We start from the raw sequence: 16,566 nt of genomic DNA on the forward strand, positions 1-16,566 counted from the left end.
CCTACTCCTTATGATGTCAGACCATACTGATTAGCCTGCTTCTCGCCAGGCAGCAACATCAGTACTAGTAAAATCAGCGCACCAACAGCAGGCACTAAAAACACCAGGCTCCACCAACCGCTGTAGCCACTGTCATGCAAGCGACGTACGGTCAGAGCAAGCAGTGGTAAAAAGCTTGCAACGCTGTAACCGATTTCCAGCCAAGCCGACCAGATTGAAGCTTGGTTAATATCAACCGCAATCAGCACCAGACTCACGATTAGGTTGATGACAAAAAACGCCCAGTAAGCGTGGCGCGAAACACGGCCGGAAAAATCCAGTCCGTGCTGCCAAGTCAGCCAGTACCATTTCATATTTTCACTCCTTAGTTCAGGGAAGAGGCCTGCGCAGATATCGCAGCCCTTGTTACTGTCGCGGTAAAACATCTTATCCGCGTCCTCGAACCGGTTTTAGGTCTGCCTGAATCTGGTTTTAGGTCCTTTCAGCTTCACTCTGGGGACTGGAATAGGTAGGCTAGCGCAAACAAGACTATGCACTCGCACTCATTTAATTGTGCCAAGAAAAAAAGGAACCCCGATGATCGCGATCCCACTTCCGTTTGTCGTCTCTATGCTATTGATGCTGCTTGCGATCATCCTATGGTTCAAACCGGATAACGATTTCAAACCGGCCAGCGGTTTTGCGACTTTATGTGCAGTAACGACTGCTATTGTGGGTCTGCGCTGGAGCATAGATTTAGCTCTGTTTCGATTATTGCAACCCATCTTCGCCTCTTTGGTGCCGATGACCGCTTGGTACTGTTTCCGACGTGCTCATCAAACCGGACGACTTTCATGGTTGCACTGGACAGGTCCGCTGTGCATCACTTTAGGCTCGCTCAGCTATCCCTACTGGCATGCTCCACTCGACTTAATGCTGACCCTGCTCTATATCGGCTATGGAATCCGGCTTATCTATTCATCACGTGCCGAGGCGTTGCAGGTACGCTTATCTGATTTGGAAAAGGTTCGTTATGCGGAACGACTGGCAGGCTGCATGCTGCTGTTTTCAGCCTGCATCGATGGTGCGCTGAGTGTTGATTTCAGTTTTAATTCTGGCCGCTATGCCATGTATATCCTGGCATTGGGTTACAGCGTATTATTGCCGGTTCTGGCTATCAGCGTGGTTTCTGGTCAGCCGCAGTACACTGACTAGCGAACTCAATAACCACAGTCAGGCCGATATCACATCGGACTCAACAGTAAAAACGGTCGCGGCGATAGCTGAGAGTGATGCACAAGCTATCACAGACAAGCTCGGTGAGTTGATGCAGACCCAACGCGTTTATCTCGATCCGGATCTCACTCTGGACCGACTAGCGCGAAAGCTGACCATACCGGCCAAACAGATCTCAGCCGCAGTCAATCTTATCCACGGCCGTAATATCTCCAAACTGTTGAATGAATATCGGATTGAACACGCCAAACAGCGCCTGATAAACAGTGATGAGAGTATTACTCAGGTTTACCTCAGCTCCGGCTTTCAAACCAAATCCAACTTTAACCGAGAATTCAGCCGCGTCACAGGACAGACACCAAGTACCTTCCGTCGCACCATGCAAACCGAATAGATGCCAAAGAGCCCCAGCCTAATCGCCAACATCAATCAGCAAGTATTAACGAGGACAGACGCCCTTATTTAAGGTTCATCGCAGTCCAAATCTGCCCCTACGCCAGATTGGGCTGTGAGCCATTTTTGCTACCTGACTTTGTTGCGTATTGAGTAGGGCCAATATAGTCAGGACGTATATGTATAAAAACACCATCCATACACCCTACTTTTAACATAAACGTCACAAATGAAACCAGGGTAAATTCCGTAGGTTTTTTACATCATTTACTAATACAATTGATTGAATTATTAATGATTCATCCTAGCTATCCTTTACTAGTATATCGGCACCACCATTGTTAAATAATTGTTATCACAAAAACTTTCTCGCGTCAGTTATGTTTTTTTTGCTAAAAAAATCATCAAAAATGTGTAACACTTATACTGTTTTGGTTGTTTAGTTACCAAACTCATCAACTAAAGCACGTTGTCTGTCTCTGGAGCCAAAGGATGTTCTAGAACACCCCGTTCAATAAAAACCCAAATAAAAAATATTGGACGACGGCTATCTAGTGGTCAGAGCGGATAAACGGAGTAGTTATTATCTGCAATTGAGAGAGATTTAAGTCCCATGAAGAAGGTATCTGGTCAAAAAGGATTCAACCAGTTCGGCTCTGCTACGTCTGAAAAACTGGTCGATGTGGTTCTTATCGGTGGCGGTATCATGAGCGCAACGCTCGGAACCTTTATCCAGCAGCTTGAGCCAAGCTGGACTATCGAGATGTTTGAGCGTCTGGATGAAGTTGCTCAGGAAAGCTCAAATGGTTGGAATAACGCAGGAACCGGGCATTCAGCGTTAGCGGAATCAAATTACACCCCTCAAACGCCTGACGGCGAAGTCAAGATGGGCAAAGCTGCTAATATTTACCAGCAATTCCAACTATCACGCCAGTTCTGGGCATATTTGGTCTTGGAAGGCTTGATTAAAGACCCGGCTACCTTCATCAACAGTGTTCCTCACATGAGTTTTGTGACCGGTGAGCAAAACGTAGAATTTTTGCGCAAACGTTATCAGCGTCTGCGCACTAGCCCGCTGTTTGACGGCATGGTTTTCTCTGAAGATCGTGAACAGATCAAATCCTGGGCTCCACTGCTGATGGAAAATCGTGATCCAAATCAGCCAATCGCTGCGACCCGTTCACGCTTTGGTACCGATGTAAACTTTGGTGCCCTGACCCATCACATGGTGGATATTCTCCAGCAGAAACGAAAACTTTGCGCTCAACATGCAGCACGAAGTGCACACGCTTAAACGTCAGAAAGATGGTACCTGGAAAGTAACGGTGAAAGATCTGACCACCAATACCACGCGCACTGTGCATAGCAAGTATGTGTTTATTGGTGCTGGCGGCGCTTCACTTACTCTGTTGCAAAAATCAGGGATTCCTGAAGCCCGTGCCTATGCGGGTTTTCCGGTCGGCGGCCAGTTTATCGTTTCCGACAATCCGGATATAGTCAATCAACACCGCGCCAAAGTGTACGGTAAAGCGGCCGTCGGTGCGCCACCGATGTCTGTACCGCATATGGACACGCGTATCATCGATGGGAAAAAAGTGGTGTTGTTTGGTCCATTTGCCAGCTTCTCCAGTAAATTCCTTAAGAAGGGGTCGTTGCTGGACCTGTTTGGCTCCGTACGCCCGTCAAATGTATTGCCGATGACTCAGGTCGGCCTGAAAAGTTTTGACCTGGTCAAATATTTAGTCGGTCAGCTAGTACAAAGCAATGAAGACCGTATTAACGCATTACGTGAATTCTTCCCAAATGCTAAAGCTGAAGACTGGACCCTATGGCAGGCTGGTCAACGCGTGCAAATTATCAAGAATGTTCCGGGTAAAGGCGGTGAACTCCATCTGGGCTCAGAGCTGGTGCACGCCGAAGATGGCAGCCTGACTGCGCTGCTTGGCGCATCCCCGGGCGCTTCTGTTTCAGCCTCTGTAATGCTGGAACTACTGGAGCGCTGTTTTGCCGACCAAATGGCTTCCGATAAATGGCAGAGTAAAATCAGAGATATGTTCCCGTCTTACGGTCAGTCACTGCAAGACAATCCGGAACTCAACCAACAAATTCTGCTGCAAACCAGCCAGGTGCTGCAACTTGAGCATGATCTGCTGGAAATTCGCGCTGCGAAAACTCAGAGTGTGCTGGACAATCAGCAAGCCGTCGCCACTCAGGCTTAAACTGTTATTCACTCGACCAATGCCGCCCGACCAGGCGGCATTTTTGATCCCGCATCGTGACGATGATGCTCCCCAGCTCATAAACAGCACTGCGCCACACCGTCACTTCCAAGTCATACATATTTCATGATTTTGTAAATAAACGGGACAGACGTGTTTATCATTAAAACCAGCGCCACCAATTAAGCGGGGAAATTAAACGGGACACACGCCAATACATTCGGCGTAGGACGTTAATAATTATAAATGTTCAGGCTTATTCTATCGCTTCAATAGGCACTGACAATGTCGCTTTCACCCTATCCAGTGCCACTATAGTGCGAAACCATTTCACGTTAGGATTGGAGTGAAATAATTTATCGCAGATTTGCTGAAAACGTTGCATGTTGGGCACCAGCAGTACCAACATGAAGTCGGCTTCTCCGGTCACGTAATAACACTGCTGAACTTCCGGTCCGGAAAAACTCTGTTTTAATAGTTGCAGATCAGCACTGTGGGTCTTGTCGGCCTGCACTTCCACCAGAATCGTAATCACCTGATTGAGTTTATTCGGGTCCAACAGGGCAACATTCGCCTGAATATAACCTTTGTCTTTGAGTTTTTGGATTCGGCGCTGAACGGATGCCGTAGACAGGTGCACCATTTCCGCCAGTTCACGCAACGGAGTTTGGCAGTTTTGCTGCAACTGCTGCAGTAACGAGTAATCGTACTTGTCCAATGTCATGCTTACCTCGATCCATGAGAAAATTTCTCGTAAACACTATGTATTTAGAGCACCTTTATCAAGCAATACGCAATAAAATATACACATCTCGAATATTCACAGACCTCACTATGCAGACTCAAACCAATACCACGCTAGGTGTCACACTTAACGTCATCGCATCCGGATTTTTTGCCCTGATGTTTGCGTATACCGCTTTGCTCAAAGACGTTGAAGGCACGGAAATTTATGGCTGGCGTATAGTGTTAACCCTGCCTCTGCTGACCCTGTTTATTGTGATGCGTGGTTACTGGCCGCAAGTGATCACCATCATTCGCCGTATCGTCAATGAACGCTATTTCTGGGCAACGCGCCTCTTATCGTCATTTCTGGTCGGCCTGCAGTTATGGCTGTTTATGTGGGCGCCGGTAAACGGCTATGGTTTGGCCGTATCACTCGGCTACTTCATTATGCCGATAACCATGGTGGTCGTCGGCCGGTTAGCGTTCAACGACAAAATGTCACGCTTACAGCAACTGGCATGCGGCTTTGCAGTCATCGGGGTTCTGAATCAACTGATTATTTCTCAAACCTTGGCCTGGCCTACGCTGGCAATTTGCCTGTGCTACCCGGTCTATTTCTGGCTGCGGCTGAAAACAGATACTAACAGTATCGGCGGTGTCTGGTTTGACATGCTACTGAGTGTACCTTTCAGCCTGTATTGTCTGATACACAGCGGTGATGTGCTCTCCAGCCTGACCACCAGCTATCAGCTGCTGTGGCTGGTATTCGGCCTCGGTATCATCAGTGCCATGGCGCTGGCGTTTCAATCGCTTTCAGCACCTCACCTTAACCTCAGTCTGTTTGGCTTACTGATTTATGTTGAGCCCGTCATGCTGCTTTTGGTGGCCCTATTGCTGGGTGAGACCATCAGTCCTAAAGAGTGGCCAACCTACATCGCGATTTGGCTGGCGGTCATGGCATTGGTTACCGAGGGTATTCTGGGGCTGAAAAAAACACGCAGCCTGAGCAAAGCAGCAGGCCATTCATAGCCACATCAATCCCTTCACATCCGAGGCGTTAACTAAAAGCATTCACCGGCTGCTGAGAATAAACAGGACAGACACCAATCCTTCCCCTGGTAACCATTGTTATGGGTTAACAAGAAAGAGGACACACGCCGTTGTTGAAGCAATTTTAATTGCTGAAATTTAACAACTTAAACTAACGGTGACTAAAAATAACGGCGTCTGTCCCTTATCATCGCCTCATTCAGCCTGTCCCGCATAGCCAGCCTCATTTTCAGCTTATCCAGGCATTATCACGTACTTGGGCGCAGACGTACGGCTTTATCCGGACGGGAAGAAGGCTGCGGATACAGCACCAGTATAATTCCGATCAGAAACGCACTACACGAAACCCACTGTGCGGCCGACAACTGTTCACCGTAAATAAGATACCCACTCAGCAACGCAAATACAGTCACCATGAGTGTCATGGGTGCCAATTGACTCATTGGATATTTAAGGACCATTTTGTTCCATATCCAATAACCAAATAAGGTGGTTGGGTACGCCTGGAACAGGACCGATATCCAGGCATTGGTGCTCCAATGCTGATAGGTTGCGACAACGCCTTCCCAGCCATTGAATGCCAAACTGAGCACAATCAATGGAACAGGAGCAAACAACATCCCCCAGATATTGAATGCAAAAGCGGCCCGGGTTTCCTGACTGACGAACAATGACCCCGGCCAAAGGCCAGCACACCGCAGAGATCATGATGAACATCACCCCACTCCAGGTCACGTTTCCGTTGGTGTATATAATCGACACCACAAGCCCGGCTAAGGCCAGCAAAATACCCGCAGCCATGCGGGGTGATATCACCTCTTTATAGATCAGAACCCCGACCAGGACCGTGGTCAGAACATCCGTTTGCAGCAGTACGGAGGCCATGCCAGATGACAGGCCGAATGTGATAGCGCAAGACGCCATACCCCAGATGCCAGTCCCGAACACCAAACCGTAGCTCATCAGGTAACGCCAACGTACATTCGGTCGACGAATAAAAAAGATGACAGGGAAGGTGGCGAAAAAGAAGCGAGCCGCGGCGATCAAAAGCGGGTCTAACTCGCTGACGCCAAGTTTAATCATAGAAAAGTTGAAGCCCCAAATGGCCATGACGCTCATGATGAGCAGCAAATCTCGTCCCTGCATGGTTATCTTTCCACATTGTTTGCCAAGGCTTCAGTGTCGCTTGCCAGACAAAATCAGTACAGATACAATTTTTGTAATTTTAACCAGTACAGTTTAAGTGATGACCGCATGAGCCGATACAAACAGCTGGCCGCCAGATTCATTCAGGACATCGAATCCGGCAAACTCAATCCTGGTGATCGCATGCTGTCACTACGGCAATTCGCCAGACAACATGGTATCAGTGTCTCAACGGCCGTCAGCTGCTACGCAGAGCTTGAGTCACAAGGCTGGCTGATTGCCCGTCCTCAGTCGGGATTCTTTATTGCTCATCGAGGATCTCTCACCCCTCCACCAGACTGGCAACTGTTCAACAGCCAGGTCGCCACTCCGGCAGTAACCAGACAGCGCACACTCTCCCCTTGCGGCCCGCTGGGTACCTCACGCCTGCAATTAGACCCCACGACAAAACGGGCATTAGAGCGTAGCTTGCGACGCGCGATGAAACGCGCTGCAGACAGTATCACTTATTATCCCGAACCTCAGGGCGAGTCCGTTTTACGATTGGCACTGGCCGAGCACTTTACCCAATGTGGCTTCCCGCTCAGTAGCCGTGAAACTGGTTATTACGCACGGTTGTATGGATGCAGTGCGCCATGCACTGCAGGTATGTACTCAACCTGGTGATACCGTTGCTGTCAGTTCACCCTGCTACAATGGCTTACTGGATCTCCTTTCGCAGCTTTCCCTGCGCGTGCTTGAGATTCCTTCACTGCCAGACGGGATTGACTTAGACCAGTTTGAGACCAAACTACAACAGCATGAAGTGCAAGCCGGCTTGTTTTGTACCACCCATATGAACCCACAGGGCATTACCCTTTCCAACGCACAAAAACAGAGGCTGGCGCAGTTAGCCAATCAGTACCAGGTGCCAGTCATTGAAGATGATGTCTACTTTGAACTGCCACATTCCAGCCAAGCGTCACTGCCGGCCTGTTATCATGACCAAGGCGGTTACATTCTATGGTGTGGTTCCGTCTCAAAAACCGTGTCTCCCAGCTATCGGCTTGGTTGGTGCCGCCCCGGACGATTTTTGTCAGCTTACAGCCGACGAGCCCTTGGTGTACCAACCCTGATCCAATACGCCTTGGCGGATTTCATTGCCAGTGGTGCTTACACGCCCCATCTCAAGCGGGCGCGCCAGCAGCTTAAGCAGCAAAAAATGTGTTATCAGAAGTATCTCAGCCAACATTTGCCGTCAGGCAGCAGAATGACACAACCCGATGGTGGATTAGTGCTCTGGATTCAGGTCCCTAACCTGAATGCTCAGACTCTGGGCACTGCAGCTGAGCAGTCAGGACTGGATATACGTATCGGCCCCTGGTTTACCGAATCGGACCGCTATCGTGACTGCCTGCGCATTAATATCGGCTTCGCTCTCGACGAGTATATTGAACAAGAGCTCCAGCGACTAATAACGCTTATCGAACACCATATAGAATAAACCTTATTTATCAGCAAATTAAAAAATGTTCCTTGTTTCACATCTGTATTGTGCGACAGGAACAGAGTTCATCCTGCAGAATTGCTGAAGTTGATTCAGCAATCAAAATTTAGCTTCACTTCGCGTATCACTGCCAGCAAGATCACATTGCCATCAGTTGCACATTGTTGTTCTCCCTTGTTCAGGCGTATGTTTTTGCTGAATCGATTCAGTCATTAAAAATAACGACAAAAGATAAGGAAAGAACATGAAAATCAAAGCTTCGTACGCTGCCATCCTGCTCAGTTTATCCGCAATGAATACTCAGGCAGCTGAGTTTGTGCTAACCAATTCTGCCAGCGGTGAAGATGTCGGCGACTGGCAGGTAAGCAGCCAATCGTTAGGCTTACAAAGCAGTACCCCGTTCTCAGTAGAAAAACGCCGTCTGCATGGCGGTAAACAACTAGGGGTAGAGGTGCTCATCGTTAATAATGGTGAACTGACCATTACCCTGATCCCGACCCGTGGCATGGGGATCCTCAATGTCAAAAGACAGGGTAAACGTATTCTTGGCTGGGATTCACCAGTCAAAGAAGTGGTGAACCCGGCCTTTATCGATTTGGAAAGTCGCAACGGCCTGGGATGGCTGGACGGATTTAATGAAATGCTGGTGCGCTGTGGTTATGAATGGACCGGCCACCCAGGTGTGGATGACAACGGACAACTGCTGAGCCTGCATGGCCGGGTCCAGAACACACCAGCGTCGAGTGTCAAAGTGACGATTGATGACGCAGCGCCACACAAGATAACGATTGAAGGCGAAGTTTCTGAACGTACTTTCAAAAAAGCCGAGTTGGTGACTCTAACTAAACTGGAAGTGACTCCGGGAGCTAACAGCTTCTCCTTACATGACACGCTGACCAACAAAGCCGACTATGACGATGAATATCAAATCATCTACCACTCCAACTTTGGTCGTCCTATCCTGGAACAAGGTGCGAAAATCACTGCCGCAGCGAGCGAAATTTCACCATTCAATGACTACGCCAAGGCCGGCCTGCAAGAGTGGCAAACCTATCTTGCACCCACCAAAGGCTTTGATGAAATGGTGTTTAACCTCAAACCAATTGGTGACGCACAAGGCAACAGCTTAGCCGTTTCTGCATAATCAGGCCGGAGACAGCGGTGTTGCTCTGGGCTATAACGTCACTCAGTTACCGGTGCTGACGTTATGGAAAAACACTGACACGGAGCAACAAGGCTATGTGACTGGCATCGAACCGGGTACCAGCTATGCCTACAACACTAAATATCAGCGTCCGCTCGGCCTCGTCCCGACGATTAAGGCTGGTGAAAGCAAGCACTTTGACCTCACCTACACTGTGCTGCGCACTAGCACAGAAGTATCTCAGGCTCTGAGCAAAGTTGCGGATATTCAAGGCAAGACACCGCTCAAACAGGCCGCGCAACCACTGGTTGATTTAAGCAAAGTCGACTAGCCATCACACCAGCAGGGTGGGCACCGTTCACCCTGCTCTCTTCTGATCTAAGTATTAATGACACAACGGCCAGGAAACAGCTTAAGAGGACAGGCACTCATAATCGCCCGACCTCTGCGCTATACGCTCACAACTCAACAGGACAAAATTGACAGGACAGGCGCGTTTAACAAGCTCTGTATTTCCCATTCTTGAGCAACAGATAAGTTGCACTCATCACCACGTTAGCCCGCAGTTTAGCGTTCTCGGGTTGCATAAAATCATAGCCGAACCACACTCTGTCAATCACTAACCAACAGAGCACGAATCATGACTACCGCCCGAGCTAAACTTATTTGTCCGGAAGTCACGCCCTATTATCACTGCGTTTCACGCTGTGTGCGACGCTCATTTTTATGCGGTCAGGATATTATCTCGGGTTGCTCCTACGAACACCGCCGCCAATGGGTAGAAAATAAAATTCTCCATCTCGCAACCCTGTACTGCATTGATATCTGCGCCTTTGCCGTGATGAGCAATCATTACCATCTGGTCGTGCATATTGATCGTGAATCTGCCATGACGTTAACACCGGCCGAAGTCATTGAGCGCTGGGGGGCAGATCATCACCTGCCTTTAATAATGCAGCGTTTTAAAATCGGCAAGGTGACACAAGCCGAGCAGGAACAGTGCCTGAAAATAATAACAACCTGGCGGGAAAGGTTGTGTTCACTCAGTTGGTTTATGAAAGAGCTCAATTTTGATATCGCCCTGCAAGCGAATAAAGAAGACGAATGTACCGGACATTTTTGGGAAGGACGGTTTAAATCTCAGGCGCTGCTGGATGAAAAGGCACTACTTGCAGCAATGGCTTACGTGGATCTGAACCCGGTGCGAGCCAAAGAAGCATCAACTCCGGAAAAATCCACATACACTTCACTCAAACTGAGGGTGAGTAACGCAGTAAAAGGTCTGACTCAATCGCCGCCACTGCTTAATTTTGTTGGCTTTGCTAGCTCACTAAAAAGCAAAGGCATACCTTTTACCTTCAAAGATTATCTCCAGCTCGTGGATTGGCTTGGCAGACAGATCCGGCCAGATAAAGCCGGGCATATAAACGGGAACCTGCCTGATATTCTTGCCCGCTTAGCTCTTTCACCCAGTGACTGCTTCCACTTTTGTACCCAACTCGAAGCAAAATCACGCCTTTGGATCGGTAGTGCTCAACGGCTGATCAGTGCCAAACATCGTTTAAATCGCCGCCGCATGGTGGGACTGATCATTACTTAACTGATTACCCCTCTCAATAAAAATATGTTCACTCAATATCGCAACCTACATACCTCATAACGCTGTTCATTGCATCGCTTCCACATCTCATAAATCTCTTATCAGCATATCGGGACAACCTTTGTGTCCTTACGAGCTCTGTCGGTAACAACTGAGTACGCTATCACGAATCCAATCAAGGGCTTAGATAACCAACAATGTCTGTCCTCAACCAAGGGGGTCTGTCCTTGATAAACGATAACTTTCGCACGTTTCGGGTTGATAATTCGATAAAGTTAAGTAACTTAGCTGTGGAACTGGTCAAAAGAATCGAGCCGAGAGCAATAAATGGAATTAGAACTTTACGTGGTGGATGCCTTTACTACACAGCAGTTTAAAGGCAACTCAGCGGCAGTCATACCGCTTGAAGAGTGGTTGAGCGATGGGCTTATGCTCTCTATCGCTCAAGAAAATAACCTGTCAGAGACAGCCTTCGTAAAACGTCTCGGACAAGATCACTACGCGATTCGCTGGTTTCTCCCCAATAACGGAAATCGATTTTTGCGGGCACGCTACCCTAGCTTCAGCGTATGTTCTGTTCAACCATTTCAACACAGGTAATACTCTGACATTTGATACCCTCGAGGTCGGTACCCTGAGCGTTACTCGGGCTGCGGATAAACTGATTTCAATGAGCTTTCCCAAGCGCGCACCAAATCCAGTCTCAGACATTCCCGCAGCGCTAATCGAAGGTCTTTCCATTAAACCGGATGATGTATGGCTCAGCCCGCAAGCCTATTTTGCGGTATATCATGATGAGTCTTCCGTACTAAACGTGCTACGTGATAATGAAAAACTCAAACAGCTCGCCCCTTTTGATGTCGTCGCAACCGCGCTCTCTTGTGACTATGATTTTATTTCGCGCTATTTTTGGCCGGCTAATGGCGGTGACGAAGACCCGGTAACAGGTTCAATTCACGCCGGTTTGGTACCATTCTGGTCGGAAAGACTCAATAAAACAGAATTGATCGCTTATCAGGCATCAGCACGCGGCGGCATTTTGCATTGCCGTGTAGAAAAGGAAAGAGTGATAGTGGCCGGGCATGCTGTTTTATATCTGCAGGGTAAGATAAACGTCAACTAGCGGATGCTGTTTAGGGCGTCTGTCCCGGTTAGCCAATCCCCATTAGCCAAACATCAGCTAAGCGTCTGTCCTGCTTAGTTGTACTGTCTAAGTTTTGTACTATTCAAGTTACAGGCTTAGATTAAGGTAACGGTGTCTGTCCCTGATAATAGTCCTATATTGGCGTCTGTCCTTGTTAACGACACTGATAATAGTCCCAGATAAAACAAGCCTGCCCCGACCAGGGCAGGCTTAATAACATCAGCGAAAGACAGCCTGTATAGGCGTCTGTCCTTGTTAACGTTGTTCTTCTCAGCGCTGCACTTGCGACAACTTATCCGGGTTAACGTTACCCAGCAGAGCGGGATCAGACGTTGCAATCTCGGCGCGAATTGCTTTAACTTCTGCGGCATCGACCGGTTTAGCCTGATTACCCCAGCTGGAGCGGATAAAGTTGACGACTTCCGCCACTTCCTGGTCGCTCAAACGCCAGCCAAACGGTGGCATAGTAATCGCACTCGGTGCCTGCTGTGTGCCGGGCAGCGTACTGCCAGCCAACACAACGTGGATCAGCGAGGTCGCATCGTCGGTCTGCACCACGGAATTCCCCCGTAATGCCGGGAAGAAGTGATCGTAACCGCTGCCGTCACTCTTGTGACAAGCCGCGCAGCTGTCGATATACACCGCCGCGCCTGGTTTACTGTCATCGCCATGCCACAGTGCTTTCGCGACAGTGTCATCGGGTTTAAACGGTGCCTGATTCGGGTCCTTCGCCGGTAATGATTTCAGATAGCGGGCAATCGCCGTTAAGTCTTCCTGCGACAGATACTGCAGGCTATGTTTGACCACATCTGTCATACCGCCAAACACGGCCGTGTGGGAGTTACGGCCGGTTTTGAGGAAAGTGACCAACTCCTGCTCACTCCACTGCCCCAAACCATCTTTATTATCGCCACGCAGATTTTTCGCCACCCAACCTTCCATCGGATCACCACCGGATAAGTACTGTTCACCCTCGCTGTCGCTGAGTGCCTTTTCCTGCATGGTCAGCGCACGTGGAGTATGACAAGCACCGCAGTGGCCCAGGCCCTGCACCAGGTAACGGCCCCGCTCGGTCACCGTATCCGCATCGCTGTCAGCGCTGAAGTCCTGCACCTCAGGCGCAAACATGCCGCGCCACAGGCTCAGCGGCCAGCGCATCGACAGCGGCCAAGGAATATCCACGGCATGGTTAGCCTGCTTAACCGGCGTAACCCCTTGCATGAAGTAAGCATACAATGCATGCATGTCCTGCTTACTGACGATGGCGTAAGAAGGATACGGCATTGCAGGATACAGGCTGTCACCATCCTTTCTTACCCCATGGCGCACGGCCTGGTCAAAGTCCTCAAAGCTGTAGCCACCAATTCCGGTCTCTTTATCCGGAGTGATATTGGTGCTGTAGATATTGCCAATCGGGGTCGGCATCGACAAACCACCGGCAAACGGCGCGCCGCCTTTTGCGGTGTGGCAAGCCACACAGTCTCCGGCGCGGGCCAGATATTCGCCGCGAGCCACCAAATCGGACTCAGGCGTCTGTCCCATAGCTGCGGTGCTTAATCCGCCAAGTAACAGGCAAGCAATCCATTTTTTCATCATGCCTCTCCTTACGCCTGAACCATAGGACCTGGATTTTTCAGGTATTGTTCGCGAATCGCCTTGGCCGACCAATAGGTCAACGCCGCCACCATGCCGGTCGGGTTGTAGCCTAGCCCTTGCGGAAATGCAGAAGCCCCCGGCACAAACACATTGTGCACATCCCAGCTTTGCAGATAGCGGTTGACCGCACTGGTTTTCGGGTTTTCACCCATCACCGCGCCGCCATTAAGGTGAGTGGTCTGATACTTACGGGCATCGAAATGCTCGCCGGCTTGTTTCGCACTGCCGCTTATCGCTTGCGGATTCATCGCCTTGGCAATGTTAGCCATCTTGTTGTGCATAAACTGCGACATCTTGATGTCATTCTCCTGCCAGTCGAACGTCATGCGCAGCAAAGGCTGGCCATGCACATCGGTATAGTTAGGATCAAGATCCATATAATTGACCCGATAAGACTGGTGCGCACCGTGCGCGTCCATCGACACATGGTGGTTGTAAGCTTGCTTAATCGCGCCTTTCCATTCGCTGCCCCAGGCTGGTGCACCCGGAACGGTAGGCAGACCGGAAATCGGCTTGGTGCCCGCCTGGTTAACCCAGAACGGTGAACCACCGACAAAACCATGTGGTCCGTGATCGAAGTTATCAGCGTTGAAATCATCGACCGCCACGCCAGCGCCGCCGGCACCAATGAAGTTATTGGTGTAGGTGTTTTGATCGAAAAACGCTTTGATGGTCGACAGGTTCTGATAAGCGAAATTGCGTCCCACCACCCCTTCATTGGTGATAGGGTTATATGGCTGGCCGATGCCAGACAACAGCATCAGATGAACGTTATGGAATTGGAACGCCGCCAGAACCACGATGTCCGCCGGTTGCTCGACTTCTTGACCTTGCGCATCTACGTAAGTTACTCCCGTCGCTTTCTTTTTATCGTCTGTCAGATTGACGCGCAGCACATAAGAGTTAGCGCGCAGTTCAAATTTCGGCTCTTGCTTCAACGCCGGCCAGATATTCACATTCGGTGATGCTTTGGAATACATGTAACAAGCGTAACCACTGCAGTAACCGCAGAAGTTACACGGCCCCATCTGGGCACCATAGGTGTTCGTGTAAGGACCGGAAGTATTGGCTGACGGCAGGTCATAGGGATGATAACCGACGGATTCAGCGGCTTGAGCAAACATCTGCGCTGAATGAGTACGCTTTTGCGCTTTGAGCGGGAAACGATCCGAGCGATCCGGCGCATATGGGTTGCCGCCTTTGCCTTTACCGATCACCTGGCCTTTGACCGACCATTCAGAGCCCGAAGTACCGAAAACTTTCTCCGCTTTATCAAAGAAAGGTTCCAGCTCCTGATACGACACGCCGAAATCCTGAATTGTCATACCTTCAGGAATAAATTTTTTACCGTAGCGCTCTTCATAATGGCTGCGTAAGCGCAGTTCAACCGGATCGACCCGGAAGTGCACGCCAGACCAGTGCAAGCCTGCGCCGCCTGTCCCGTTTCCCGGGTAAAAACACCGCCAACTGACGGTAAGGTACCGCCGTCTGCGCTTCGTTATGACGAAACGTCACTGTGCTTTTGGATAAATCCTGAAACAGCTTGCGCCGCGTGTTGTAGGTCAGCTCATCAATAGTTTGTGGATACGCACCATCGGGATAGGTATCGCGCATCGGGCCGCGCTCCAGTGCCACCACATTCAAGCCGGCTTCTGTCAGCTCTTTAGCCATAATAGAGCCAGCCCAGCCGAAGCCGACAATCACTGCATCGGCCTTTTTCATCTGTTTTGCCATGCTTTAACCTCGCTGACCTGTAATTGAAACCGGTGGGAACGGGTAGGCTTCATCGCGCTCAACCCAGTCCATAAAATCAGCGCGTGCGCCGGGAAAACCGATCAGATTCCAGCCGACCATGTTCTGGTTGCCGCCATGAATCGGATCGCTGAAGAAACCTTCCCGTGTGTTCTGCAACAACGTGGCAAAAAACAGGCTGGCTGGCAGTTGCTCAAAATTAACCTGATCGCTTTCCATCTGGCTTAGCAATTGGCTTTGTTTGCTAACGCTCAGCTGAGCAAACCCTTTGCCCATTTGCTGCCGGGCAACCTTGTCGGCTTCAGCGATGCCAAGTTTATAAATATCGCGCGGCACCAGCGGACGCTGGTAACCCAACTCCGGCGCGGCGTCGGGGTTAAACGGCCCCTGCATATACCAGTTCGAGCCACTGCCGTAAGGCGTGTTCATCTGACGGTCAATAAACTCGGGGACACCCGCTTCCAGAGCGCCCGGACCATATTGGTCATTGGGAATCAGCACCGCGACGGCCGCTTGAATAAAAGCAAACTCTTCACTGCTGAAAAAGGTCGGAAAATAGTCTCGTGCTTGCTGATTATCCGTATCGCTTGCAGCTTCGGAAGGAAGAGATGCCGCTTGAGCCACTGATGAGGAGGTCAATCCCCCGAGGGAACTGCCAATGGCGACTGTGGGGATCAATGCTAAAGTCTTAGCCAGAAAATCGCGGCGTCGCGAGCTATCCGGCGTATCATTTTTGTTAGACATTGCTAGGTTCCATTAATAATTATAATAAAATGTGACTAAAATCTCTTTTTTGTTATAAATTATTTCAAGATTTATTTTGTGAACCAGATCTCATATAAAAAATGTCAATGCTGAATTTAGATAATATTTCAATGACCAGTGTCACATAAAATTCACCATAAAAATGACAAACATCAAATAAATTAACTTTTCAGATGACATGGATTATCAGCACTCGTTGTTAACCGAGGTGAGTCTGCGTAAAATTCGAACATCCAAGCGTCGCAAACTTAACCTCAACTCAGATTGTTG

At 49.5% G+C, this 16,566-nt stretch carries 12 protein-coding genes and 4 pseudogenes; 9 read left to right on the plus strand and 7 right to left on the minus strand.

Annotated elements, in window-relative coordinates; genetic code table 11:
* Window positions 1–8 precede the first annotated feature (8 nt).
* Window positions 9–353 (minus strand): DUF805 domain-containing protein, encoded by a 345-nt coding sequence (locus ABDK09_05595; GenBank protein ID XAW87667.1) that lies wholly within the window; start codon window positions 351–353, stop codon window positions 9–11.
* Window positions 354–576: 223 nt separating this feature from the next.
* On the opposite strand from ABDK09_05595, the pseudogene ABDK09_05600 reads away from it, so the two are divergent.
* The 3 genes and pseudogenes from ABDK09_05600 to ABDK09_05610 all read left to right on the plus strand — a co-directional run bounded on the left by ABDK09_05600 (window position 577) and on the right by ABDK09_05610 (window position 3,827).
* Window positions 577–1,609 (plus strand): annotated as a pseudogene (locus ABDK09_05600) (AraC family transcriptional regulator).
* A gap of 612 nt (window positions 1,610–2,221) precedes the next feature.
* Complete coding sequence (locus ABDK09_05605; GenBank protein XAW87668.1) at window positions 2,222–2,902, plus strand: malate:quinone oxidoreductase; 681 nt, start codon at window positions 2,222–2,224, stop codon at window positions 2,900–2,902.
* On the plus strand, window positions 2,877–3,827 hold the full coding sequence (locus ABDK09_05610) for a malate:quinone oxidoreductase (protein XAW87669.1): 951 nt from the start codon (window positions 2,877–2,879) through the stop codon (window positions 3,825–3,827). Before ABDK09_05605 ends, ABDK09_05610 begins: the two co-directional genes overlap by 26 nt.
* Before the next feature lie 256 nt (window positions 3,828–4,083).
* Here ABDK09_05610 and ABDK09_05615 read toward each other — a convergent pair whose 3' ends face one another.
* Window positions 4,084–4,551 carry an Lrp/AsnC family transcriptional regulator gene (locus ABDK09_05615; GenBank protein ID XAW87670.1) on the minus strand — a complete coding sequence of 156 codons (468 nt, stop codon included), beginning with the start codon at window positions 4,549–4,551 and terminating at the stop codon, window positions 4,084–4,086.
* Window positions 4,552–4,661: 110 nt separating this feature from the next.
* Here ABDK09_05615 and rarD point away from each other — a divergent pair, with 110 nt between their 5' ends.
* Window positions 4,662–5,582, plus strand: coding sequence for an EamA family transporter RarD (gene rarD / locus ABDK09_05620; protein XAW87671.1), 921 nt, complete (start codon window positions 4,662–4,664; stop codon window positions 5,580–5,582).
* 269 nt (window positions 5,583–5,851) lie between these two features.
* Here the strand turns inward: rarD and ABDK09_05625 are convergent.
* Window positions 5,852–6,749, minus strand: a pseudogene (locus tag ABDK09_05625) (EamA family transporter).
* A 108-nt stretch (window positions 6,750–6,857) separates the two neighbouring features.
* Here ABDK09_05625 and ABDK09_05630 point away from each other — a divergent pair.
* The 5 genes and pseudogenes from ABDK09_05630 to ABDK09_05650 all read left to right on the plus strand — a co-directional run bounded on the left by ABDK09_05630 (window position 6,858) and on the right by ABDK09_05650 (window position 12,102).
* Window positions 6,858–8,232: pseudogene (locus ABDK09_05630) on the plus strand (PLP-dependent aminotransferase family protein).
* 247 nt (window positions 8,233–8,479) lie between these two features.
* Window positions 8,480–9,379 carry a DUF4432 family protein gene (locus tag ABDK09_05635; GenBank protein ID XAW87672.1) on the plus strand — a complete coding sequence of 300 codons (900 nt, stop codon included), beginning with the start codon at window positions 8,480–8,482 and terminating at the stop codon, window positions 9,377–9,379.
* Between the two features lie 52 nt (window positions 9,380–9,431).
* The gene (locus tag ABDK09_05640; GenBank protein ID XAW87673.1) at window positions 9,432–9,710 is read left to right on the plus strand and encodes a DUF4432 family protein; all 279 of its coding nucleotides are present in this window, start codon (window positions 9,432–9,434) and stop codon (window positions 9,708–9,710) included.
* A 309-nt stretch (window positions 9,711–10,019) separates the two neighbouring features.
* Window positions 10,020–10,979, plus strand: coding sequence for a hypothetical protein (locus ABDK09_05645; protein ID XAW87674.1), 960 nt, complete (start codon window positions 10,020–10,022; stop codon window positions 10,977–10,979).
* 327 nt (window positions 10,980–11,306) lie between these two features.
* A pseudogene (locus ABDK09_05650) lies at window positions 11,307–12,102 on the plus strand (PhzF family phenazine biosynthesis protein).
* 291 nt (window positions 12,103–12,393) lie between these two features.
* Here the strand turns inward: ABDK09_05650 and ABDK09_05655 are convergent.
* From ABDK09_05655 to ABDK09_05670, 4 genes are read right to left on the minus strand one after another with little or no spacing between them, the layout of a single operon-like run.
* Window positions 12,394–13,719: a cytochrome c gene (locus tag ABDK09_05655; GenBank protein XAW87675.1), complete on the minus strand. Its 1,326-nt coding sequence runs from the start codon at window positions 13,717–13,719 to the stop codon at window positions 12,394–12,396.
* Window positions 13,720–13,727: 8 nt separating this feature from the next.
* A complete protein-coding gene (locus ABDK09_05660; protein XAW87676.1) occupies window positions 13,728–15,203 on the minus strand; it encodes a GMC family oxidoreductase in 1,476 nt (491 codons plus the stop codon).
* Window positions 15,163–15,513: a hypothetical protein gene (locus ABDK09_05665; protein XAW87677.1), complete on the minus strand. Its 351-nt coding sequence runs from the start codon at window positions 15,511–15,513 to the stop codon at window positions 15,163–15,165. The genes ABDK09_05660 and ABDK09_05665 overlap by 41 nt, the downstream gene beginning before the upstream one ends.
* A 3-nt stretch (window positions 15,514–15,516) precedes the next feature.
* Window positions 15,517–16,275 (minus strand): gluconate 2-dehydrogenase subunit 3 family protein, encoded by a 759-nt coding sequence (locus tag ABDK09_05670; GenBank protein XAW87678.1) that lies wholly within the window; start codon window positions 16,273–16,275, stop codon window positions 15,517–15,519.
* Window positions 16,276–16,566 lie beyond the last annotated feature (291 nt).

The organism is Vibrio sp. CDRSL-10 TSBA (assembly GCA_039696685.1).
Taxonomy (GTDB): domain Bacteria; phylum Pseudomonadota; class Gammaproteobacteria; order Enterobacterales; family Vibrionaceae; genus Vibrio.